General features: G+C 60.2%; 22 protein-coding genes. 16 read left to right on the top strand and 6 right to left on the bottom strand.

All coding sequences use genetic code 11. The features are described from left to right. Window positions 1-152: 152 nt before the first annotated feature. The 12 genes from HW556_RS13910 to HW556_RS13965 all read left to right on the top strand — a co-directional run bounded on the left by HW556_RS13910 (window position 153) and on the right by HW556_RS13965 (window position 10,438). Complete coding sequence (locus HW556_RS13910; RefSeq protein WP_176900700.1) at window positions 153-938, top strand: PASTA domain-containing protein; 786 nt, start codon at window positions 153-155, stop codon at window positions 936-938. 258 nt (window positions 939-1,196) lie between these two features. Next, a complete protein-coding gene (locus HW556_RS13915) occupies window positions 1,197-3,062 on the top strand; it encodes a hypothetical protein (RefSeq protein ID WP_176900701.1) in 1,866 nt (621 codons plus the stop codon). Window positions 3,063-3,172: 110 nt separating this feature from the next. Continuing rightward, window positions 3,173-3,472 (top strand): rhodanese-like domain-containing protein, encoded by a 300-nt coding sequence (locus HW556_RS13920; RefSeq protein ID WP_176900702.1) that lies wholly within the window; start codon window positions 3,173-3,175, stop codon window positions 3,470-3,472. Window positions 3,473-3,642: 170 nt separating this feature from the next. Beyond that, window positions 3,643-4,080 (top strand): MarR family winged helix-turn-helix transcriptional regulator, encoded by a 438-nt coding sequence (locus HW556_RS13925; RefSeq protein ID WP_317170531.1) that lies wholly within the window; start codon window positions 3,643-3,645, stop codon window positions 4,078-4,080. A gap of 32 nt (window positions 4,081-4,112) precedes the next feature. Further along, on the top strand, window positions 4,113-4,553 hold the full coding sequence (locus HW556_RS13930) for an organic hydroperoxide resistance protein (protein WP_176900703.1): 441 nt from the start codon (window positions 4,113-4,115) through the stop codon (window positions 4,551-4,553). Between the two features lie 122 nt (window positions 4,554-4,675). Then, entirely contained in the window at window positions 4,676-5,671 is a 996-nt protein-coding gene (locus HW556_RS13935) for an NADP-dependent oxidoreductase (RefSeq protein ID WP_176900704.1), read from the top strand. Window positions 5,672-5,747: 76 nt separating this feature from the next. Then, window positions 5,748-6,065, top strand: coding sequence for a putative quinol monooxygenase (locus HW556_RS13940; RefSeq protein ID WP_176900705.1), 318 nt, complete (start codon window positions 5,748-5,750; stop codon window positions 6,063-6,065). 44 nt (window positions 6,066-6,109) lie between these two features. Then, window positions 6,110-6,790, top strand: coding sequence for a type 1 glutamine amidotransferase domain-containing protein (locus tag HW556_RS13945; RefSeq protein ID WP_176900706.1), 681 nt, complete (start codon window positions 6,110-6,112; stop codon window positions 6,788-6,790). Between the two features lie 145 nt (window positions 6,791-6,935). Further along, on the top strand, window positions 6,936-7,166 hold the full coding sequence (locus HW556_RS13950) for a hypothetical protein (RefSeq protein WP_176900707.1): 231 nt from the start codon (window positions 6,936-6,938) through the stop codon (window positions 7,164-7,166). Window positions 7,167-7,254: 88 nt separating this feature from the next. Next, window positions 7,255-7,857 carry a sce7726 family protein gene (locus tag HW556_RS13955; RefSeq protein ID WP_176900708.1) on the top strand — a complete coding sequence of 201 codons (603 nt, stop codon included), beginning with the start codon at window positions 7,255-7,257 and terminating at the stop codon, window positions 7,855-7,857. 359 nt (window positions 7,858-8,216) lie between these two features. Beyond that, window positions 8,217-9,716: an SDR family oxidoreductase gene (locus HW556_RS13960; protein WP_176900709.1), complete on the top strand. Its 1,500-nt coding sequence runs from the start codon at window positions 8,217-8,219 to the stop codon at window positions 9,714-9,716. Between the two features lie 491 nt (window positions 9,717-10,207). Continuing rightward, window positions 10,208-10,438, top strand: a complete 231-nt coding sequence (locus HW556_RS13965; protein ID WP_176900710.1) for a hypothetical protein — start codon at window positions 10,208-10,210, stop codon at window positions 10,436-10,438. Between the two features lie 86 nt (window positions 10,439-10,524). Here HW556_RS13965 and katG read toward each other — a convergent pair whose 3' ends face one another. Then, window positions 10,525-12,738 (bottom strand): catalase/peroxidase HPI, encoded by a 2,214-nt coding sequence (gene katG, locus HW556_RS13970; protein WP_218136931.1) that lies wholly within the window; start codon window positions 12,736-12,738, stop codon window positions 10,525-10,527. Between the two features lie 545 nt (window positions 12,739-13,283). On the opposite strand from katG, the gene HW556_RS13975 reads away from it, so the two are divergent. Then, window positions 13,284-13,700 (top strand): hypothetical protein, encoded by a 417-nt coding sequence (locus HW556_RS13975; protein WP_176900712.1) that lies wholly within the window; start codon window positions 13,284-13,286, stop codon window positions 13,698-13,700. A 338-nt stretch (window positions 13,701-14,038) separates the two neighbouring features. On the opposite strand, the gene HW556_RS13980 is transcribed toward HW556_RS13975, so the two are convergent. The 5 genes from HW556_RS13980 to HW556_RS14000 all read right to left on the bottom strand — a co-directional run bounded on the left by HW556_RS13980 (window position 14,039) and on the right by HW556_RS14000 (window position 20,952). Then, complete coding sequence (locus tag HW556_RS13980) at window positions 14,039-15,028, bottom strand: Brp/Blh family beta-carotene 15,15'-dioxygenase (RefSeq protein WP_176900713.1); 990 nt, start codon at window positions 15,026-15,028, stop codon at window positions 14,039-14,041. Window positions 15,029-15,199: 171 nt separating this feature from the next. Continuing rightward, window positions 15,200-15,997, bottom strand: coding sequence for a bacteriorhodopsin (locus tag HW556_RS13985; RefSeq protein ID WP_176900714.1), 798 nt, complete (start codon window positions 15,995-15,997; stop codon window positions 15,200-15,202). A 449-nt stretch (window positions 15,998-16,446) separates the two neighbouring features. After that, window positions 16,447-18,357 (bottom strand): ABC-F family ATP-binding cassette domain-containing protein, encoded by a 1,911-nt coding sequence (locus HW556_RS13990; protein WP_176900715.1) that lies wholly within the window; start codon window positions 18,355-18,357, stop codon window positions 16,447-16,449. Between the two features lie 183 nt (window positions 18,358-18,540). Continuing rightward, window positions 18,541-19,050, bottom strand: a complete 510-nt coding sequence (locus tag HW556_RS13995) for a peroxiredoxin-like family protein (RefSeq protein WP_176900716.1) — start codon at window positions 19,048-19,050, stop codon at window positions 18,541-18,543. Between the two features lie 246 nt (window positions 19,051-19,296). Further along, window positions 19,297-20,952 carry an amidase gene (locus tag HW556_RS14000; protein ID WP_176900717.1) on the bottom strand — a complete coding sequence of 552 codons (1,656 nt, stop codon included), beginning with the start codon at window positions 20,950-20,952 and terminating at the stop codon, window positions 19,297-19,299. A 293-nt stretch (window positions 20,953-21,245) separates the two neighbouring features. On the opposite strand from HW556_RS14000, the gene HW556_RS14005 reads away from it, so the two are divergent. The 3 genes from HW556_RS14005 to HW556_RS14015 form a co-directional block, all read left to right on the top strand. Continuing rightward, window positions 21,246-21,845, top strand: coding sequence for a 2'-5' RNA ligase family protein (locus tag HW556_RS14005; protein ID WP_176900718.1), 600 nt, complete (start codon window positions 21,246-21,248; stop codon window positions 21,843-21,845). Window positions 21,846-21,947: 102 nt separating this feature from the next. Further along, window positions 21,948-22,412, top strand: coding sequence for a hypothetical protein (locus HW556_RS14010; RefSeq protein WP_176900719.1), 465 nt, complete (start codon window positions 21,948-21,950; stop codon window positions 22,410-22,412). 170 nt (window positions 22,413-22,582) lie between these two features. After that, window positions 22,583-23,237 (top strand): N-acetylmuramoyl-L-alanine amidase family protein (locus HW556_RS14015; RefSeq protein WP_246289654.1); only part of this gene is annotated, 655 nt, incomplete at its 3' end.

The raw sequence follows: 23,237 nt of genomic DNA on the forward strand, positions 1-23,237 counted from the left end.
CCGTGCGCACCGTTCCAACGGTTTCTTTCAATGGCACGAATGGCGGGCGGGGACAAGCCCTGCCCCTACGTCGTTCTGCCACTTTGCCGAGTGCATATCCTAACTTTGCTCTTCTGGCTCCCAGCTTCCAACTCCTAGCTTCTCCCAACTGAATGTCTTTTCTCCGCTCCGATACACCGGCCGATTTGCTTAAGCACCTGCTCCTGATTCTGGTGCTCGTGGGGGCGCTGGTGTTCGGTTTTTTTCAGGTGTATCTGCCCATCACCACCAACCACGGCGAAACCATTGTGGTACCCAAGGTAACCGGCATGAACCAGGCCGACCTGGAGGATTACCTCGACGAGCGGAACCTCGATTATCTGGTCGATGACAGCACGTACAACTCCGGCATCAAGCCCGGCACGGTGCTACAACAGGAGCCCAAGGCGGGCGAGCAGGTGAAGGAGGGCCGCAAGCTCTACGTAACGGTGTCGATGAAAAATCCGCCCGTCATAAAGATGCCCAAGCTCACCGACGGCTCGGTAAAAAACGCCCAGATGATTCTCAAAAGCTATGATCTGGTAGTTGGCCAGCTCAAGTTTGTGCCCAATATTCTGAAGGACGCCGTGCTGCGACAGTCGGTGAATGGCAAGGAAATAGCGGCCGGCGACCCCATCACCAAGGGCACCCGCGTAGATCTGGAAGTGGGCGACGGGCTGGGCAACCAGGAGTTCCCAGTGCCCAACCTCGTGAACATGCCCGCCGATGAGGCTACCACCCTACTTGTGGGCCAGGGCCTGCAGGTGGGCGAAATCTTTTACGAACCAGCCCCCAACGGCGAGGCCGACGGCATGGTTATCAAGCAGCGCCCGGTGCCCGGCGCCGGCAGCACCATCCGCATGGGCCAGCTCGTAGACCTGTGGGTGGCCGGCTCGGCCCCGCTGAAGGCAGTAGAGTAGAATATCACGGCTGGCATAGCTACAGCACAGCCAAACGTTGTAGGGGCGGGGCTTGCCCCCGCGCGCCATTCGTGCCATTAAACGGGTAACCTTGGCGTTAAACCGTCTTTTCTCGCGGCGGGCGGGCTCCTACATCGTTCGGCTCAAAAATTTGGTAAGGTTCGTTGCACGCCAGCGGGCCTTACTTCGTTTATAGGCATACTCCTGAGCCTGGTAATTGGGTATTTTGCCTCAGAAAACTGCTTTTTCTCTTTCGCTATGACCTATTGCTACCGTTTTTTATTGCTACTGCTGCTGCTGACGCCCCTATTTGGCCAAGCGCAGCTGCTGGGGCCATTGGGTTCAGAGCCGGCCCACGCGCCGGTAAGTAATACCACCGCAGCCCGTCCAACAGTGGTGCTGCCGCTGCCGTTTTTCGATGATTTTGCGCGCCAGCCTGAGGGTCGGCCCGATGCCCAACGCTGGGAGCCGACGGGCGGGGCGCTGGTGAACAACCGCTACCCGCGGCGGCCCATTTCGCGCAACGTGGCCACCCTCGACGGCCTCGATGGGCTCGGAATGCCCCGCGGTACCATTGGCCGGGTGGGCGACGCCGACTCGCTGACCTCGCAGCCCATTGACCTGAGCGGACTGCTGCCCACCGATAAAGTGTACCTGAGCTTTTTCTGGCAGGCTGGCACCCGGCGCGGCCGGCCCGAATCAGGCGGCACCCGACCCATTGCGCTTTACGTTGAGTTCAAGCGCGAAGGCAAGGACGGCACCTGGGATGAGGTATGGCGGCTGAATAGTCCGGGCGATACAACCAACTTCCGCTTTAAAGCCCTACCCATCGACCAGGCGGCTTACCTGCATGGCAACTTCCAGTTCCGGATTCGTACCAGCGGCTACCTCTACAACGCCCGCGACGCCTGGAGCGTGGACTATGTGCGCCTCGACCGCAACCGCTCGGCCACCGACTCGACCTTCCGCGACATTGCCACCAGCCGGGCCCTGCCCAGCGCCCTGCGCCGCTACACGGCCATGCCGGTAAACCAGTTCAACGCCAACCCAACCGCCGAGCTAGCAACCCGCACAGCTACTACGGCCAACAACCTTGATGCCGGCCCCGCCCCTACGCCCATTACCTGGCTGGGCCTGCTCGATGTGCTGCCCGATAACACCACGTCCATCTTTTTACGGGGCAATGCCTCGCTCGATGCCGGGGCCCGGCAGTTTCCGATAGTGGGCAACCCCAGCACTGCCACCGTGCCCCTTACCCCCGCCGCCAAGCAACTACGGCAGCGGGTGGTGCTCATCACCAACGAAACCGACCCGCGCACGCTCGCCAACGACACCGCCAGCCGCCGCACCGACCTGAGCGACTACTTTGCCTACGACGACGGCACGGCCGAAGCCTCGCTGAGCCTGGCCCCGGCTTCCACTGGTCCGCCCAGTTCCTACGCCCTCCGCTTCGACCTCAACCAGCCCGACCAGGTGCGGGCCCTGCGTCTGTATCCGGTGCTGGCAACGGCCGGCGGCCGCACCCTCACGGCTGCCATCTGGGATGCTGTTGACAGTAACGGCCAGCCGATGGCCGAGCCCAAGGCTACCAAAACGTTCGTAGTACCCCGCACGCTGCCCGCCGGCCAGCCCTACGTGGAGGTGGTGTTTGATACCCCGGTGAAAGTGAGCGGCCGGTTTTTTGCCGGCTATAGCCAGGCTCCTACCACGCAGTTCGTGGAGTTTGGCTACGATTTAAACAACGCTTCTCCACTTGACTACCTGTATTTTGGTTCGCAGGGCGCCTGGCAAACGTTCAACCCTGCCACCAACTACAGCCCTGCTGGGGCCCTGATGCTACGGCCGCTGATGGGAAGTAGCGTAGTAACGGCCACGCCGGCCACCGAACTGGCCGCCCGCTACCGCCTTGCCCCCAACCCCAGCCCCAACGGCCGGGTGCAGGTGCCCGGCCCCTACCGCCACGCCACCGTGCTCGATGCCCTGGGCCGGGTGGTATGGGAGCAGCCCGCCGCCGAAGCCGGCCGCCCCGAGCTACTGCTGCCGCTACCGGCCGGGCTGTACTTTGTCCGCCTGCTGCTGCCCAGTGGCCAGCTGCTGACGCAACGGCTGGCAATAGGCGAGTAAGTTTTAAGCGGAGCAAGTGCTTATTGTCTGGCTTTTTTGCTATTGTTGCGCTTGCACTCTCACCGCCCTCCTTTCCAACCAGAGCTTTTCACTGATCTGCCTACTTTGCTATGACTGACATTACTGCCGTCGAACTAAAAGAACGCCTGACCCAAAACACTCCTCCCGTTATCATCGACGTGCGCGAAACCTGGGAAAACGAGGAAAGCCGCATTCCTGGCAGCCGCAATATTCCGCTGGGCGACTTGCCCGGCAAGTTGCCGGAGCTAGACGATCTGCACGACCAAGAGGTAGTGGTACATTGCAAGGGCGGCAGCCGTTCGGCTGCCGCCAAGGCCTATCTGCAACAGCAGGGATTTACCCAGGTGCGCAACCTGATTGGCGGCTTCCAGGCCTACGAAAAGGTCTGAAGACCCCAGAAACGCCCAATACCTGCTGCGCAATCTATCTGTAAAAAGAGTTGGCCAGAAATCGTAGGTGATTTCTGGCCAACTCTTTTTACAGATAGATTGCGCACTATTAAAACATACACAATCGACTTCCCGTTTACCTTATCATGACTGACCCAGCAGTTCCCCCTTTGCCTGATTCAACTAACCCCATGCTGTTGCTCGAAAACCAGCTGTGCTTTCCGCTGTATGCGGCCTCCCGTATGCTGACGAAAGCCTATCAGCCGTTGCTGCAGGAGTTGGGCCTCACCTACCCCCAATATCTGGTGCTGATGCTACTCTGGGAGCACAAGGAGTTGACGGTAAAAGAAATAGGCGAGCATCTGCTGCTCGATTCGGGCACCTTAACCCCGCTGCTGAAACGCATGGAGCAGCGGCAGTGGCTTAGCCGCCGCCGCGCCGCCCACGACGAACGTTCCGTTATCATCGAGCTGCTGCCCGCCGGCAAATCCCTGCACGAACCAGCCTGCCGGGTTCCGGAGCAGATGCTGACCCGCCTGGGTATGCCGACGGAAGAATTCCTGGCCCTTCGCAGCCAGCTTAATAAGCTGCTGGCCCGGCTGCAATAGCCTTTTCTCTTTCTTCTTTTTTAAAATTCCGCATGAAACTCACCAACAAAGTATTCACGGCCCAAGCCAAGGCCAAAGGTGGTCGCGATGGTGCCATTAGCACCAGCAACGACGTGCTGAACCTGACGCTTAGCACTCCCAAGGAAATGGGTGGCCCCGGGAAGGCCGGTGCTACCAACCCCGAGCAGCTGTTCGCAGCCGGTTACGCCGCCTGCTTCGAGGGCGCGCTGGGCGTAGCTGCCCGCCAGGCGGGCGTGCAGCTCCAGGACGTAACGGTGGAAGCCCTCATCGGCTTCGGCCAGGCCGAAGATGGCGGCTATGGCATTTCGGCTGATTTGCACGTAAACCTGCCCGGCTTTTCTCAGGGCCAAGCCGAGGAGCTGGTAGAAGCCGCCCACGGCATTTGCCCCTACTCCCGCGCTACCCGCGGCAATATCGAAGTCAACCTGACCACGACCACGCAGGCGGCTTAATTTCCATTTTTGCAGCAGGGTTGAACCGTATCTGCTGGGCTTCGCGCTCAACAGACATGGTTCAACCTTTTGCTTTCACTACCTCGCTATTTCTTTTCCTTCCTTATTATTTCTCATCTCCTATGAACACCAACACCATTCTCCTCGCCAGTCGCCCCCAGGGCAAGCCTACCGAAGCCCAGTTTGCGTTTGAAACCCGCGAGCTGCCCGCTATTAAAAGCGGTGAAGTGCTACTCAAAACCCGCTACGTGAGCGTCGACCCCTACATGCGGGGCCGGATGAGCAGCGCCAAATCGTATGTGGAGCCGTTTGAGGTGGGCGAGCCGATTGCCGGGGGCGTGGTGGCCGAGGTGGTGGAAAGCCAGGCCGAGCAGCTGCCGGTGGGCAGCATTGTGGTGGGCAACCTGCCCTGGCAGGAGCACAGCGTGGCCCCGGCCAATACCCTGCAACAGGTACCCGCCGACCAGGCCCCCATCAGCTATTACCTCGGCCTGCTGGGCATGACTGGCCTGACCGCCTACTTCGGGCTGCTCGACATCTGCGACCCCAAGGAAGGCGAAACCGTGGTGGTATCGGGCGCGGCCGGCGCGGTGGGTATGGTGGTAGGCCAGCTGGCCAAAATTGAAGGAGCCCGCGTGATTGGCACGGCCGGCACCGATGAGAAAGTGGCGTATCTGAAAGAGTTGGGCTTCGATGAGGCCATTAACTACAAAACCGCCGACGTACCTGCGGCTCTGGCTGCCGCCGCGCCCAACGGCGTGGATTGCTACTTCGACAACGTGGGCGGCCCCATCACCGATGCCGTGTACGACCTGCTGAACAAGCACGCCCGAATTGCCATCTGCGGCCAGATTTCGATGTACAACGCCACCGAAGTTCCCATGGGTCCGCGGCCCGAAAGCAAGCTGCTTAAAACCAGCACCAAGCTCCAGGGCTTTATTGTGAGCGACTACCTGAGCCGCTGGCCCGAGGGCGTAAAGCAGCTCGGCGAGTGGTACGGCCAGGGCAAACTGCAGTTCGAGGAAACCGTAACGGATGGCTTCGACCAGATTCCGGCTGCGTTCCTGGGCCTGTTCCAGGGCGACAACACCGGCAAGGCCGTGGTGAAGGTGGCCTAGCCCCGTTCCTATCTGGCCCTCGGGTCGGCTGCAATACTCCTCATGACCGTTCTCCTACCCTTCTTTTCCAGTTACCATGTCCGCTTCCCCCTCAACCATTATCTGCGTGGCCGCCGAGTGGCGCGTGCAGCCCGGCCACGAGGCCGAGGTGCTGCGCCTGATGCAGCAGGCCGCCGCCGCCGTGCGCCGCCTGGAACCGGGCAATCTGGTGTACACCGTGCACGTCGACCCCGCTGATGCCACCCACCTGTTCATGTATGAGCAGTACACCGATGAAGATGCCTTGCAGGCGCACATCGACTCCGACCATTTCCAGCAGCTAGTAGTAGGCCAGATTTTACCCGTGCTGGCCGAGCGCAAAGTTTCGCGCTACGGCTTGGTCGCTACGCTGTAGTATTTCGCTCACTGTTCTTTTTCCTTACCCTAAAAACAATTCTCATGAAAATTCTAATGGTGCTCACCTCGCACGACCAACTGGGCAACACCGGCGAAAAAACCGGTTTCTGGCTCGAAGAATTTGCGGCCCCTTACTACGTGTTTAAAGATGCCGGCGCGACCCTAACCGTGGCCTCGCCCAAAGGCGGCCAGCCGCCCCTCGACCCCAAAAGCGACGCCGCCGATGCCCAGACCGACGCCACCAAGCGCTTCAGGGCCGACGATGAAGCCCAGAAAGTCCTGGCTTCGACTGTGAAGCTCGACTCGGTTTCGGGCGCCGATTACGACGCCGTGTTCTACCCCGGCGGCCACGGTCCGCTCTGGGATTTGGCTGAGGACAAGAATTCTATCGAGCTGATTGAGAACATGTACGCCGCCGGCAAGCCCGTAGCGGCCGTGTGCCACGCCCCCGCCGTGTTGCGCCACACCAAGGCCGCCAACGGCGAGCCGCTGGTGAAAGGCAAATCGGTGGCCGGCTTCACTAATACAGAAGAAGAAGCCGTGCAGCTGACCAACGTGGTGCCTTTTCTGGTGGAAGACATGCTGAAGGAAAACGGCGGCAACTACTCGAAAGGCGCCGACTGGGCCCCGTACGTAACCCAGGCCGGCAACCTCATCACGGGCCAGAACCCGGCCTCCTCGGAGCCGGCCGCCGAAGCCCTGCTTCAACTACTCAAGAAATAAGCGGCGGCCTTTGCAACCGTTTTACGGCCCCACCCACTCCTGTTGGAGTGGGTGGGGCCGTTTTTTGTGGCAGCTGTAGGCTGGCGGCGCGGTATAACTGCGCGCATCTTTCTATATTTCCTCCTCGTACCCGTCCTTCTGAGCTATGAGTAAGATTCTGGAAGAAATTGACCAGGCACTGGCCACCTTCGATGCCGGCCTTGGCCGGCCAGTGGCCATCGAACTGGGCGAGCGGAAATATACCCAACTGGTGCTCGACGTAGCCCACCTTTACGAAAACGACGGCCTCACCCACAACACCGGCCGCCCCTTGGCTTACAAAGGCCTCGAAATTCTGTGCGACGACACTCACCGCGACCGGGTACGCGTAATTTAATTTCGGGCCACAAGTAATAAGCCGCAAGCTACAAGCCGATGTTGAACGTCAGCTTGTAGCTTGCGGCTTATTACTTGCGGCCAGTAGAATGAACGACGCGGACATCCGCCCCTTGCTGTACCCGCTGCTGACGGGCGGGGTTTTTATTGACGAGCTGCCCACCGGCACCACTCGCGCCGACGTTGTGCACATTACCGAGCAGTTCATGCACGGTTACGAGCTGAAGGGCGACGCCGACACGCTGCAGCGCGTGCCCCGGCAGCTGCCCTGCTACGGCCGGGCCTACGATTTCGTCACGTTCGTGGTCACCGAAAAGCACTTGGCCAAGTTGCTGCCGCTACTACCCGAGTGGGTGGGCGTGCTGGTGGCTTCGCCGGCCGGTTTGCAGGTTCACCGCCCGGCCGAGTACAACGCCACCGTCGAGCGGCCCGCCGTGGCCGGGCTGCTGCGGGTATCCGAAATCAAGCAGTTTCTGCTGGCCCAGGGCCTGCCTGGCGTCAGCGTGCTGCGCCGCCGCGACATTCTCAGCTTCCTGCGCACCACCCGCCTGGTTTCGCTCTCCGACCTCGCCCACTTCGTGCGCCGCCAGCTGCTGAGCCGCTACGAGGAGCGCCTGCTGTTGCGCGCCGAACGCAAAGCCGAGCGCGACCGGGTGGCCAGCCGGCGCAAGCGGCGGCCGAAGCACAAGTAGCGTGAGAAGTGAGAGGTGGGAGGTGGGAGGTGAGAGGTGAGAGGTGAGAGGTGAGAGGTGAGAGGTGAGAAACTACGGGAGCCGTGCTAAACAGAACGTCATTCTGAGCGAAGGCGCAGCCGGAGTCGAAGAATCTCTACCGCTTCGTTGTAGCAATTCAGACGAAGCGGTAGAGATTCTTCGACTTCGGCTGCGCCTTCGCTCAGAATGACGTTCTCACACCTCACCTCTCACGTCCTACCCATAACCTCTCCCCTGCATAAGCAGTTGAATGATTGAGGTTCCGGCGCATAGCTCCATCCTCGGCTGTCGGCCCGGAAGCTAACAGCTACTAGCTTTTCGCTAACAGTTAAAAAGCCATGCACATTCTGCTCACCGGAGCCACCGGCTACATCGGCCAACGCCTGCTGCCGCTGCTCGTTGAGGCGGGCCACCACGTTACCTGCCTGGTGCGCGACGCCCGCCGCTTCGAGTTTCCCGAGCGGCTGCGCGCCGGCATCACGGTGGCCGAGGGCGACCTGTTGCGGCCTGATTCGCTGGCTGATTTACCGCTCGATATCGATGTAGCCTACTACCTGGTGCACTCGATGAGCGGGCATGCCAAGAACTTTTTCCGGCTGGAACAGCAGTCGGCCAAACACTTCGCGCACTACCTTAATCGCACCAGCTGCCGGCAGGTAATCTACCTCTCGGGCATTGCTAACGACCGGGCCCTGAGTGTGCACCTTCGCTCCCGTAAAGCCGTGGAAAAGGTGCTTAGCAAGGCTCAAACAGCCCAGCTGACGGTGCTTCGGGCCAGCATTATCATCGGCTCGGGCTCGGCTTCCTTTGAGATAATCCGCGACCTAGTGGAAAAGCTGCCTGTTATGGTAACGCCCCGCTGGCTCAATTCGCGCTGCCAGCCCATCGGCATCCGCGACGTGATGTTCTATCTGATGCAGGTGCTCGATAACCCCGCCTGCTTCGGCCGCTCGTTCGATATTGGTGGGCCCGACGTGCTCACGTACCGCCAGATGCTACTCGGGCTGGCCCAGGCGCGGGGGCTGAAACGCTACATCATCACGGTGCCTGTGCTCACGCCACGGCTTTCGTCGTGGTGGCTTTATCTGGTCACGAGCACCACGTTTTCACTGGCCCAGAGCCTGGTTGAAAGCCTGCGCAACGACACCGTGGCCGACCCGGCCCGCAGCATCGACGGCGTAGTACCCCACGAGTGCATGAGCTACGACACGGCCGTGCGGCTGGCTTTCCAGCGCATCGAGCAGAACGAGGTGGTGAGCAGCTGGAGCGACGCGCTGAGCAGCGGCGTAATGGAAAAGCAGTTCATGGACCACATCCAGATGCCGCAGTTCGGCCTGTTCCGCGACCGGCAGACGGTGTGCTTTACGCGCCCGCCCCAGCAGGTAATCCAGAACGTGTGGAGCATCGGCGGGGAGCGGGGCTGGTACAAGGTGGACTGGCTCTGGCGCACCCGGGGCCTGCTCGATAAGCTGGCCGGCGGCGTGGGCCTGCGCCGTGGCCGCCGCTCGCCCACCGACCTACGCGCCGGCGACCCACTCGATTTCTGGCGCGTGCTGGTCGCTGACCGCGCCAACGGCCGCCTGCTGCTCTACGCCGAAATGAAGCTCCCCGGCGAAGCCTGGCTGCAGTTCCGCATCCTGCCCGACCCCGACAAGGAAGGCGCGCACATGCTCGAACAACTGGCCGCCTTCCGCCCCCATGGCCTGGCTGGCCGGCTCTACTGGTACGCCATGGTGCCTTTCCACTCCGTCATTTTCAAGGGCATGATTGAGAACATCGTACACTACGGCGGGGCAGGACCAAGGCTAGCAATTCAGCTACCCCAGCGAGGCGCCTGAAATAAAGCATGATAGCGCATTGCACGGCCTCGGAAATTGCGCTAGCTTGGTGGCCACAAACGCTTTTCCCAGCTATGAAACTATCTGTTATTCCTTTACAGTGCCTATTCGTATTCGGCTTGGTGTTACCGGCAGCGTCTCAAGCTCAGACAACAGCTCAAACCCCAGCAGTTCCGGCCGAAACGGGTTTGGCTACTACCGTGTTTGCCAGTCTGGGGCGCGGTTTCTATACCAATCATGGCTGGCCTGGCACCTTAGCCACTGTGGGTTTTCATCGGCCCCTATCCGCGCGCTCAATACTGAGCTTTCAGCCCCAAATAGGATTGTTCCGGGCCGATAGCCAGGACCGGGAGCCGGACAAAAAACCCGGTGAAAAGTACGCAGTCGGTTTAATCGATGCCGCTCTGTCAGTGCGCACCTCCCGGCACCCCGGCCGACCGGCTCTATGCTTCGCGCTGGGTCCGGGTTTAGTGGCTGGTAGAACGACCACCTTGGAGCGCTATCCGGGCCAGTACCTCAACCGCGACGGTACGGTAACTATCCTGACTGTTCCACAGTACGAAACCGTCCGCCTGTTCAAACCGACCTTGTATTGGGGCCTGGGGCTGGATGCGACCATTGAACGCCTCTATGTACAGGCCGGCATCGAAAGCCGCACCTACCAGTTGCTACCGGGCGAACTGCTTAGTGCCCATTTGCGGCTGGGCTATCGGTTGCGCTAATCCGGTCGATTGCCTTCGCGCTACACCAAATAAAAAAAGGGTGACCCGTTGCCGGGTCACCCTTTTTTTGTGCTAACGATTACGCTCTACCGGTGCAAATCGAAGCGGTCGGCTTCCATTACCTTGTTCCAGGCGGCAATGAAGTCGCGCACGAATTTGGGCTCGGCCTGGTGGGTGCCGTACACTTCGGCTACGCCGCGCAGCTCCGAGTTCGAGCCGAAGATGAGGTCGACGCGGGTGCCGGTCCACTTCACTACGCCGGTTTTCCGGTCGCGGCCTTCGAAGAGCTGGTCTTCCTTGCTCGTGGCTTTCCAGGTGGTGCCCATGTCGAGCAGGTTCACGAAGTAGTCGTTGGTGAGCTGGCCGGGGCGGTCGGTGAACACGCCGTTGCGCGAGGAGTCGAAGTTGGTATCGAGCACCCGCAGGCCACCGATAAGCACGGTCATCTCGGGGGCAGTCAACGTCAGCAGCTGAGCCCGGTCGATGAGCATGGCTTCGGGCGAGGCCTCGTGGTTGAGCTTGAGGTAGTTGCGGAAACCATCGGCGTGGGGCTCCAGAGCGGCAAACGACTGCACGTCGGTTTGCTCGGAAGTAGCGTCGGTGCGGCCGGGACGGAAAGGTACCTGTACGCCCTCGTGGCCCGCCAGGCGGGCGGCCTCCTCGATGCCAGCGTTGCCGCCGAGCACGATCAGGTCGGCCAGCGACACGCGCTTACCGCCGGTCTGGGACTCGTTGAACTCCTTCTGGATGCTTTCCAGCGTGTCGAGCACCGGACTCAGCTCGGCGGCGTTGTTGACCTCCCAGTACTTCTGGGGGGCCAGACGCAGGCGGGCACCGTTAGCGCCGCCGCGCTTGTCGGAACCGCGGAACGTGCCGGCCGAAGCCCAGGCCGTGCGCACCAGTTGCGACACCGATACGGCCGAGGCCAGCAGCATGCCCTTGAGCTTAGCTACGTCGGTTTCATCAATCAGTTCGTGGTTGAGAGCGGGTACCGGGTCCTGCCAGAGCAGCTCCTCGGTGGGCACTTCGGAGCCCAGGTACCGCTCGATGGGGCCCATGTCGCGGTGGGTGAGCTTGAACCAGGCGCGCGAGAAAGCATCGGCAAACTCCTCGGGGTTTTCGTGGAAGTGGCGCGAAATCTTCTCGTAAATCGGGTCTTCGCGCAGAGCAATATCGGCGGTGGTCATGAACGGCGCGTGCGACCGGCTGGGGTCGTGGGCATCGGGCACGGTACCCGCGCCGCCGTTGTTTTTGGGCTGCCACTGCTGGGCCCCGGCGGGGCTCTTGGTCAGCTCCCACTCAAACTCGAACAGGTGCTTGAAGTAGTCGTTGCTCCACTTGGCGGGCGTGGTGGTCCAGGCACCCTCCAAGCCGCTGGTAATGGTGTCTTCGGAATGGCCCTTGCCAAACGAATTCAGCCAGCCCTTGCTCTGCTCGGCAATGCCGGCGGCGGCGGGCTCGTGCTCGATGTACTTGGCGGGGTCGGCGGCGCCGTGGGTTTTACCAAAGGTGTGGCCGCCGGCAATCAGGGCCACGGTTTCCTCATCGTTCATGGCCATGCGGCCGAAGGTTTCGCGGATGTCGCGGGCCGAGCCGAGCGGGTCGGGGTTACCGTTAGGGCCCTCGGGGTTCACATAGATAAGGCCCATCTGTACGGCCGCCAGCGGGTTTTCGAGCTGCCGGTCGCCGCTGTAGCGCTTGTCGCCACCCAGCCACTCGCGCTCCGAGCCCCAGTAAATTTCGTCCAGCGGCTCCCACACGTCGGCCCGGCCGCCGGCGAAGCCGAAGGGCTGCAGGCCCATCGATTCGAGGGCGCAGTTGCCGGCCAGAATCATGAGGTCGGCCCAGGAAAGCTGGTTGCCGTATTTCTGCTTAACGGGCCACAGCAGCAGCCGCGCCTTGTCGAGGTTGGCGTTGTCGGGCCAGCTGTTGAGCGGGGCGAAGCGCTGCATGCCAGAGCCGGCGCCGCCACGGCCATCGGCAATGCGGTAGGTGCCGGCGCTGTGCCAGGCCATGCGGATAAAGAACGGGCCGTAGTGGCCGTAGTCAGCCGGCCACCAGTCCTGGGAGGTAGTCATCAGCTCGAACAAATCCTGCTTCACGGCCGGCAAATCGAGCTTGAGGAACTCTTCGGCATAGTTGAAGTCGGGGTCCATGGGATTGGACAGGCCCGAGTGCTGACGTAGCACGTTCAGCCGAAGCTGGTTGGGCCACCAGTCGCGGTTGCGGGTACCACCGCCGGCCGCCTGGGTCATCGAGCCGCCCGAGAACGGGCACTTGGCCACGGACGTATCGTTCATGAAGTACTCGGTGGTGTTATTTTCGGGGGCACGCCCCTCTTGCTCGTGAGCCATAGTGATGAGATTGATAAGTGGGAAGTCAGTGGTCGGTCAGCGTTGCGACCGGTTTCAACCAGCTGCCACAGCGCCCTAAGAAGCTGTGGCCGGGTTGGCTTGTTGCCGGGGTCAAAGGTAAGCAACACTTTCTAGATGAGAATGATTCTTATCTAGAAAGATTCGGGCTTCCTGCTTGACTACCCGGCCGGCCCCGGTGACGCGAAGCGCCATTTAAAGCACCCAGCTTCGGGGGAAACTATGTATAATTGAGAATTCGCAATGCTACTGCAAGCTACGCGCCCCACTCATCCGGCAATCCTCTTCGTTCGGTATGCTGGGATGCAGAAAGCTGGATTTTCGGGAAGCAAGGCGATTCGGTATACTTCCCGAGGGTTACTTGCGTACATAGCGCGGGTTGCAGAAACTCACAGAGGAACCGGGTTTCGGCAACCCGGATGTTAGCGGTAAGTTTAACGAACGACATTAATCGAACATTTTAAACCAAACATATGACAGAAGAAAATAATATAACAAAGACAGAATCGAACCAAGACAATTCTTTTAAGATTTATTCAAAAAAAGCTATTTTGGGGTTTTCAATATTTTTCGCCCCAATTTTTGGTGGAGTATTATTACGACAAAACTTAATGGACGACAACAGGAAAAGAGAAGCGAATATTGTCTTGCTGACTTCGATAGTGTTCACAGTACTGACAATACTCATAGTGAACAACATGGAGAAGAAGACGAGTTCATTGACATATTTATTAAATATGGGATGGGGAGTAATTCTATCAGAATATTTCTTTAGAAAATATTTCCCTAAAGATAATTACGAATACAAAAAGATTTGGAAAGCATTACTAATTTCGATTGTAATAGTAATTCCATTTTTATTGGCGATGATTTATGCACCGTCAGAATAAACCTACCGCTAACAGCACCTACCCAAAAGGCGGGGTTTCGTTCTCCGCAGATACATTTGTGCAAGCCGAAAGTTCAGTTCTCCGAATGAAGTTTAGTGGCAAAAGGCCCGCCCATCGCAAATCTGCAAAACGTTAGTGCATATAGCAAACCAACAAAAAAGCCTCTCCCGGAGCACTATGCTTCAGGAGAGGCTTTCGATTTTAAGCGGCGGCTGGTGGCTACATCTCGGCCAGCATTTCCCACCGGTCGTTAGGGCAGTTTCGCAAACGGTACACCCAAAGGCTGTGCTGTTGCCAAAGCGTACTCGGCCGGTTGAGGCGACCAACCCGGGCCTAGCCTAGTGGCGGGGCTTCCATTGCGCTGCATCCATGCCCAGCGTGACGAGTAGGGCGTGCGGGAGCGTGACGACGGAAGCAGCCAGCAGCGCCAGGCTCACCAGCACCGGGCCGCTGGCGGTGCGCGTCCAGGCCAAGCCAAATACCAATATCAGCCCCGCCAGGCTGATAAGTAGCAACGGCGCTGAGCGACGCAGGAAGAAGCGGAGCTCGGCCCACAGGCTGCGCCGGGGGGTAGTTAGGCTACGGTCCATCAGTTGGTTCATGCGCAACACATGCTGGAGGCTATGCCAGAAAACGAAGTATACGCCTGCAGCCAGCACCGGTGGCAACACCACCAGCAACGCTACCAACAGGGCGGTTTCCAGCATGTCGGTGCGGGCCAGGTGCCCCTGTTGCTGCCAGTAATAGCTCAGCCACAGCAGCAGCAGCCCCGCTAACACCACGAGCGGCAAGGCAACGGCCAGGGGGCCGGGTGTGGCGGGTAAGCTGGCAGCCCCGGCCAGCACCAGCAGCCCGCGCACGATATCAAGGGTTTCGGTGGGCCAGTGCCACAAGGGAACTGCAAACAGCAGCGTGCCGCGCAATAGGCTATGGGCCAGCCACTGGCTGCGGTGGCGCGCCTGGGTTGGAGCATCGCCCGAGCCCCAGTGCCAGGCCGTAAGGCCGAAGAACAGGGCTATAGCCACCGCTGGTTGCCACCACCACAACAGGCCCACGGCAGCAGCCAAGCCCAAGTAGCCCACCAGAAACCCCGCCCAGTATCGGCCCCGGCTTCGCGCCAGCGCCGGGTGCGTGGCCGGCACCACAAACTGGTCGCAGGCACCGTGGGCCACGCCCAATACCACCATGCCGCCCAGTAGCAACGGAGCCAGCAGCCAGGTAGCGGCCCCGGGAGCCAGCAAGCCCACGGCTACCGCACCCAGCACTGCCGCGTAGGAGTAGCGCCGGGCAAAGCCAGCCGTGGCCGCAGCAGAGGTTGATGGAGTCATGTTGATTGAGAAAGTGTATCCAGGTACGTGTCTGGAATAATACGGGGTGTCTGGGTCCTAAAAAAGGCATTCCCGCCCCCCTGCATCATGCTGGTGGAGGGCGGGAATGGGTGAACCAGTCGGGATATACAGCGCGGCTAAAGTAGGCCTGCAATCAATCCCGTACTACAATCAGGCGGGCAAAGTGGCACCTTTGGTTGGAGCAGTAGGCATGGTTTCGTTCACGGCAGCAGCGCTCTTACCCGATACGGCAATACCGTAGATTACCAGGCCAAAACCGATTTTATTGATAACATCGGCAATGTTATAGAACAGGTCGACACTCGATGCCTCCCAGCCCAGGCCCGTGTTCAGCCAGCCGCCCTTCATGCACATGTAGCCGATGGGGTAAATGGCCCAGCCTACCAGCACGAACCAGCCCAGGGCCCGAATGCCCTTAATAACAATTTCGTCGCCCGTGGATTTTGCCAGTTGAGCGACTTCGCCATACCAGGCCGTGTACAAGATGTACACATAGCCAACCGTGGAGATGCTGCCCCACAATACCGAGTGGAAGGTCGAACCGTCGGTGAAAGCCTCGCCGATGTAGCCGGCCACCAACATCAGTACGGAGGCAGCAATCAGCCGCCACAACAGGCCGATTTTAGCACCGGCCGCTTTGGTGAGCAGGTAGAACTCCACGCACATCAGCGGCACGGTCAGCGTCCAGTCGATGTAGCGCAGGGCGGTGGGGGTTTGCTGCGTGGCCAGGTAGAAGTCGCGCATGTAGTAATAGTGTACAGCGGCGATGCCCGTAATCAGGGCCGACACCAGCAGGGAAAGTTTCCATTTGCCCTCCACCGCGCTCCGCTCGGCAAAGAAGAAAACGGAGGCCGCCAGCATGGCCATGTAACCAGTAAAGAAGGTGAAAGCAATGGGGTCGTCAACCCGGATGTCGAGCATTTCGGCCAGGAATAGAGGAGTTGCCATGGGTATTGGGGGGTTTGGAGTGAGAGTTGTTTGATGTTTGTAGTTCCATAGTTAAACAACATTTTTCAATATTTGATTAATTATTTACGCATATATATAGTTTACCTCTTGTCCAGGTAAGCTAAACATTGCGTAAGCCCTTTGCCCATGAGTGAAAACAGCGCCACAGAGGCCAGAAACCGCCTAATGCGCTTAGGCATTGATCGTAAGCCAGTAACAACGACTTATCGAGCGTAACCCCAACGGGACACATGGCAAACGTGGTAGAGAAAGCGGCAGCGGCCTGAAAGCGGGCACCATTGGCTTTCGGGCCGCTGCCAAACAGACACCGGTTATGCGATTGGCCGACTAAACCAGGTATGTGTTGGGTGACAGGACATGGCTCAACGCAAAAGCCCCACCCGAAGCACTTAGCTTCGGGTGGGGCTTTTGGTATCAGGTTGGAAATCTTACATTTCCGCCAGCATTTCCCACCGGTCGTTGAGCTGGGCAAGTTCCTTTTTCACCTGCTCAAATTTGAGGGTGGCATCCTTTAGTTGGGCGGCGTTGTCGTAGATTTTGGGGTCGGCCAGCTGTCTTTCGTATTCGGCCAGCTCCTTTTCGCGCTCGTCGATTTTCTTTTCTACCTCGGCCAGCTCTTTCAGGGCTTTCTTCTGATCGGGCGAAGGCGTTTTGGCGGGCGAGAGGTCGGCTTTGGGCTCCTCCTTGGGCAGCGGCTTGTTGGCTGAGGGGCTGGGCAGGCCGGCTTTTTTAGCGTCCTTCTCGCGGTCCTCCTGCCACTGCTCGTACTCGGCGTAGGTGCCGGGGTACTCCTTAAGCTGGTAGTCCTCGATAAACCAGATTTTATTGGCCACGTTCTCCACGAAAAACCGGTCGTGGCTGATGACGATGTAGGTGCCCTGATACTGCTCCAGCGCCTGAATCAGGATGTTGACCGACTGCATATCGAGGTGGTTGGTCGGTTCGTCGAGCAGCAGGAAGTTGGCCTCCGAAATCAGGGTTTTGGCCAGCGCCACGCGGCTTTTTTCGCCGCCGCTCAGCACCTTGATTTTCTTGTAGACCTCCTCGCCCGAGAACAGGAACGAGCCCAGCACCGAGCGCAGCTCCATTTCGTTGCGCTTCGAGCCGGCCTCAATCATCTCCTGCAGAATCTCGTTTTCGATGCGCAGGCTCTCAAGCTGATGCTGGGCATAAAACGACATGATGACGTTGTGGCCCAACTGGTGGTTGCCGTTGGTGGGTGCCTCTTGGCCGGCCACCAGCCGCATGAGCGTCGATTTGCCCTTGCCGTTGGCCCCGATGAGCGCGATTTTGTCGCCCCGCTCGATGTGCACGGTGGTGTCGCGGAAGATGATTTTCTCGCCGTATTTCTTGCCCACGTGCTCCATGCGCAGGATGTGGCGGCCGGGATGCACCGTGAAGTTGAACTTCATGTTCACCCGGGCATCGGCCGAGGCCACGTCTTCCACGCGCTCCAGCTTGTCGAGGGCTTTCACACGGCTCTGGGCCTGCTTGGCCTTGCTGGCCTTGGCCTTGAAACGCTCAATAAACCGCTCGGCCTGCTTTATCTGGGCCTGCTGATTCTCGAAGGCGCCCTTCTGAATGGCGTTGCGCTCCTCCTTCTCTTCGAGGTAGTAGCTGTAGTTACCGGCGTAGGGCACCAGCTTGCCGCCGGCCACCTCCACGGTGGTGTTGGTGGTACGGTCGAGGAACTCGCGGTCGTGGCTCACGATAATCACCGCGCCCTCGTAGCCGGCCAGGTAGTTCTCAATCCACTTGATACTCGGGAGGTCCAGGTGGTTGGTGGGTTCGTCGAGCAGCAGCAGTGAGGGTTGCTGCAGCAGGATTTTGGCCAGCATCACGCGCATCCGCCAGCCGCCCGAAAATAGCTTCAGGGGGCGTTGTAGCTCCTCGGTGGTAAAGCCGAGGCCCTCCAAGATTTCCTCGGTGCGGGCCTGCATGGTGTAGCCGCCCAGCAGCTCGAAGCGCTCCTGCGCATCGGCCAGCTTCTCCACCAGCTCGTCGGAGTAGTTGGTTTCGAACTCCAGCAGAATTTCGTCAATCTTCTTTTGGATATCCAGCGCCTCGCCGAAGGCCTGCATGGCCACCATCAGGATGGATTCGTGCGAGTCGTAGCTGAGCAAATCCTGGTTCAGGAAGCCCAGGCTCACGTCCTTGCTCATCGAGATAGAGCCGCCATCGGGCTTGTACTCGCCCACCAGAATGCGCAGCAGCGTGGATTTGCCCTTGCCGTTGAGCCCAATCAGCCCGATTTTGTCCTTGGGCTTGATGTGGAGGCTGGCCTTATCGTAAAGGGCGCGGGAACCGAAATGGAAATCGAGGTCGGAAATGGAAATCATCTACTATCTATGCAGGAGCTATGAAGCCGCAAAGGTACGGGTTTGAGCGCGGAGGGCCTTATCGGATTTAGCATCTTCGCCAGTCAGTTTATTTCGGGCACTTACACATCGGTCCTAACGTACACAAACGGCCCGGCAGTACGAAACTGCCGGGCCGTTGCATGACCGGAAACGCGGGGGCCATTAGGCCTCGCCGCGGGCCGGGTAGTCCTTGTCTTTGATGAACTTGAGGCCACCAAGCAGGTCCTCAAAATCGGGGCGGGCGAAGGGCATGGTCTGGATGGTGGAGGCGTAGAGCGTGCCGTCGGGGCGCACCAGGAATACTCCGGGCTCACTGAATTCGGCCGGCTCCGAGTCGCTGATGCCTTTGGAGATGAACAGGCCCCACTCGCGGGCCTTCGCGGTGCTCAGGCCGTAGCCTAGCGATACGTCGGCAATTTTCCAGTCCTGCTTGGTTTTTTCGGCCAGTTCCTGGGTGTTGGCCGAAATAGCTACGGCCTTGATGCCGAGGGCCTCAAAGTCGGCGAGCTTGGTTTGCAGCTGCTGGAGGCTCTTGCGGCAGACGGGGCAATGGTGGCCGCGGTAGAAAACCAGCATGGTCATGTATTCGGGCTTGGCGTCGGCGAGGCTGAAGCGGCCGCCGCCAATCAGGTTTACATCGAGGCTGGGGACTTGGGTTCTGGGCTTAATCATGAAGAGGATTCTTAGTGGAATATATATGTATCTACATGATTGTACGCCTGCGCCCGCCGGATTGTTGTGCGGGCACTGCTGGATTGATTGCGCTTAGGCGGCCTCCACAAAAGCAGGCCGTAGCCCAGCTGTAGCGCGAAGCTCTGGCTTCACGTATGGTTGCCAACATCCCTACGACGCCGTTCAACGATACGCGCAGCCGGAGCTTCGCGCTACAGCTGGTCTATGGAAATCCTAGCTGCTCCCCTACCCCACGAACGGGCCTTTGAACTGCGGGGCGGCGCGCTTTTTCGAGGCCTGCTCGTAGGCGTAGGCCAACCCCAATAGTGGGCCTTCCTGCCAGGCCGCGCCCACGAACGAGAGGCCCACTGGCAGCCCGTAGGCCTGGCCCATGGGCACCGTAACGTGCGGGTAGCCCGCCATAGCGGCCGGCGACGAGAAGCCAGGCCCGCCGCCCGAGTCGCCGTTGATCAGGTCGATGCAGCGGGCGGGGGCGTTGGTGATGGCCACGATGCCGGCCAGGCGGTTCTTGCTCAGCACGCCATCGAGAGCGGCGCGGGCACCCTCGTGCGACTTTTTCAGGGCCGCCAGGTAGGCGGGCGTTTTCAGGTCGCCGAGCTTTTCGGAGGCTTCCAGGATTTCCTGCTGGAAGAAGGGCATGGCCTTGCCCTTGTTTTCGGTGTTGAATTGGATGACGTCGGCCAGGGTTTTCACCGGCGCGCCAGCCGTGGCCAGGTACTGGTTCACGCCGTCCTTGAACTCGTAGAGCAGCACGTCGTACTCGGCCTGCCCGAGCGGGTCGGTGAGCTTCTCGACTTCCACTTCCACGATGGTCGCTCCCTGTGCTTTGAGCACCTCCAGGGCCGCCAGCAATAGCGGAACGGCTTCGGAAGCGCCTTTTAGGTGGCTTTTCTCCACGCCCAGGCGCTGGCCTTTGAGCGCATCAGGCTTCAGGAAAGTGGTGTAGTCGGCCGCGGCTTTGCCCTCGCCGGCCTTGGTGGCCGGGTCGCGGGGGTCGGCACCGGCCAGCGGGCCCAACAGCAGGGCCGCATCGTGCACGGTGCGGGTCATGGGGCCGGCCGTGTCCTGGGTGGCCGAAATAGGGATGATGCCGGCGCGGCTCCAGAGGCCCACCGTAGGCTTAACGCCCACCAGCCCGCTGCACGAGGCCGGCGACACAATCGAGCCGTCAGTTTCGGTGCCGATGGCGGCGGCGCAGAAGTTGGCTGAAGCGGCAGCACCCGAGCCGGCCGACGAGCCGCTGGGCGTGCGGTCGAGGATGTAGGGATTCTTGGTTTGGCCGCCCACGCTGCTCCAGCCGCTGGTGCTGCGCGTAGAGCGGAAGTTGGCCCACTCGCTCAGGTTGGTTTTGCCCAGCACCACAGCTCCGGCGGCGCGCAGCTTTTCTACAATAAAAGCGTCCTGCTTGGCCTTATGTCCGGCCAGGGCCAACGAGCCGGCAGTGGTGGGCTGCTGGTCGGCGGTGTCGATATTGTCTTTGAGCAGAATGGGGATGCCGTGCAGGGGGCCGCGGATTTTGCCTTCCTTCCGCTCCTGATCGAGGGCGTGGGCCAGGTCGAGGGCGGCGGGGTTGGTGAGCAGCACTGCGTTCAGTTTGGGTCCCTGCCGGTTGAGGGCCTGGATGCGGCCCAGGTAAAGCTCGGTAATGCCGCGCGAGGTCATTTCACCGCGGGTCATCTTGTCCTGCAGCTCGGCCAGCGTAAGTTCGAGCAGCGCAAAGTCGGCGGCTTCGGGAGCGGCAGATTCGGGGGCGGAGGCTGCTTCATCGGCTCCGGAGACGGCCGGGTTTTTATCGGCGGGCGCGGAGCAGGCGGCGAGCGAAAGAACGGACAGACTCAGGCCGGTGATGGAGCCTTGGCGCAGGAAAATTCGACGGTTCATGGGGCGGGTGGGTTTGAGGCTTCAATATAAGGCCGGTGCGCTTTGTAACCCGGCTATAATTTCGGGGCGAGTATCTTCGTTGCCGCTGCCCGCTGCCAAAACCGGGGCTGCCTCCATGGCCGCACTGCTGCATTCTGCGTAGTATGCGGTCCGTCTTCTACTCTGTAGTAGCGGTTTAGAAATTCGTTGATCCGCATGAGCCCATCAGGTTTCAGTCGATTTTCTGCACCGCTTCGCATTTTACTCCTAAGCCGCCTGCTCCTATTTTGACCGTGTTTTCAGCCCCTTCGCCGATGCTCGCCATAACTTCGCTGCTTAATCCGCAGAACGCCGACCGCATCAACTCTATTATCCGCAGCCTGGAAACCGAGTTCGGCCTCGACGATGTGCAGGCCACCCCCGACCCGCACATTACCTACCAGTTAGCAGGCGTGCGCAAAGGCGCGGCCCTGCGGCAAGTGCTGCGCGATGTAGCCCGGCACACCCGCCCATTCGAGGCGCATACTACCGGGCTGGGCATTTTCCCGGGTCCCAACCCCGTCATTTATATTCCGGTGCTACGCTCCGACGCGCTCAACCAGCTCCACCACCGCGTACGGCAGGCCACTGCGCCGCTGTGCCTGCGCACCGACCGGTTTAGTGGCCACGACTGCTGGCTACCCCATATTTCGCTGGCCCTGCACGACACCACGCCCGAGCTGCTAGGCCCCGTGATGCAGTACCTCAACCAGCAGACCTTCGATTTAAAGCTCCACATCACCAACCTGGCCGTTCTGCGCCAAGAGGGCGAAAAATTTACCGCTGAAAAAATCTTTGACTTCGAAGGCCACAAGCAGGAAGTGGCTCCATTGCTGTTCGGCCCCGAAAACCAGCCGCTGCCGGGCTGCAACTAGCTACCCGGCCGGCGGTTTTCGCACACCGGTCCAGCGCTTAGCCCCTGGCGTGCAAAACTGCCCGCCAGCCCCGACCTTTGCCGTTCACCAATTCCCTGTTCTATGTATCCAACCCTGCTACTACTACACTCCTGGACGCGCTGGCTCGTGCTTGTTTTTGGTCTGATTGCCATTTTCCGGGCTTTCTCGGGCTGGCAGAGCCGTAGTACCTTCACTGGTGCCGACAACGGCATGGGCGCGTCGTTTGTGGGCTCAATGCACCTGCAGCTGTTGCTGGGCATTATCCTGTACTTCATCAGCCCAGTAGGCGCTAAGGCCCTCGAAAACGGCGGTGCCGCCACCGTGATGAAGGACGCAACGGGCCGCTTCTTCGCCGTCGAGCACATGCTGATGATGATAGTAGCCGTAATTATTGCCCAGGTAGGTCGCATCGTATCTAAAAAGGCCACCGATCCGGTTCTCAAGCACAAGCGGGCCTTCATCTGGTTTACGGTGGCGCTGATTATTGTGCTGTTGATGATTCCGTGGGGCATCTGGAACCCGGCCCGGCCAATATTCCGCTTCTAGCGGCGCAGATCTGCTCGTTTTCACTCCCTGTGGCGCTCCGCGCCGAACTGCCCACGGGTGGTTCGGCGCGGAGTATCCATTTTACCCATTTCGTGGCCCATCGACCCGGCTAGTCGTTTACTGCCCGGTTTTTGCGGCCGGCCCGGGTTTCGCCTGTTAAGTAGCTGCTTTTGCGTTTCGTTGTTTCTTTCTGCCTGTTCTGCCTTTTTGCCATAACCACTTTCGGTCAGCGCGGCCCTACGGCCGTTGCCCGGTCCGGCGAGGGCGCCCACGCGCTGCTCCGCCGCAACGGCCTGCCTGATACCCGGCACTTTCAGCAGTTTCTGAGCCTGAACAAGGGCCGCCTGACAACCAACAACGGCCTGGTAGCGGGCCGCACCTACCGCCTGCCGACCCGGGGCAAAGCCAACCCAGCGGCCGCCGCCCGAGCCAAATCGGCCGTCGGCAGTTCGGCCTCCGTACTTCATGCTCCTATTTTCGGCCCCAAATACAGCCGGGTGCGGGTGCTCGACCGCACGATGCGGGGGGCCGTATACTACCTCTCGCCCGGCCACGGCGGCCCCGACCCGGGGGCAGTGGGCAAGTACGGCACGCACCGGCTAGCCGAAGATGAGTATGCCTACGATGTAACACTGCGCCTCGCCCGGCGACTGATGGAGCACGGCGCTACCGTGTACATGCTGGTACAGGACCCCAACGACGGCATCCGCGACGAGCAGTTTCTTAAAGTTGACCGCGACGAGGTAACGTATCCGCGCCAGCGCATCCCGCTCAACCAGCTGGCCCGCTTACGCCAGCGCATCGTGCAGGCAAACAAGCTGTACG

This window comes from Hymenobacter terrestris (assembly GCF_013377905.1).
In the GTDB taxonomy this organism is placed as follows: Bacteria; Bacteroidota; Bacteroidia; order Cytophagales; family Hymenobacteraceae; genus Hymenobacter; species Hymenobacter terrestris.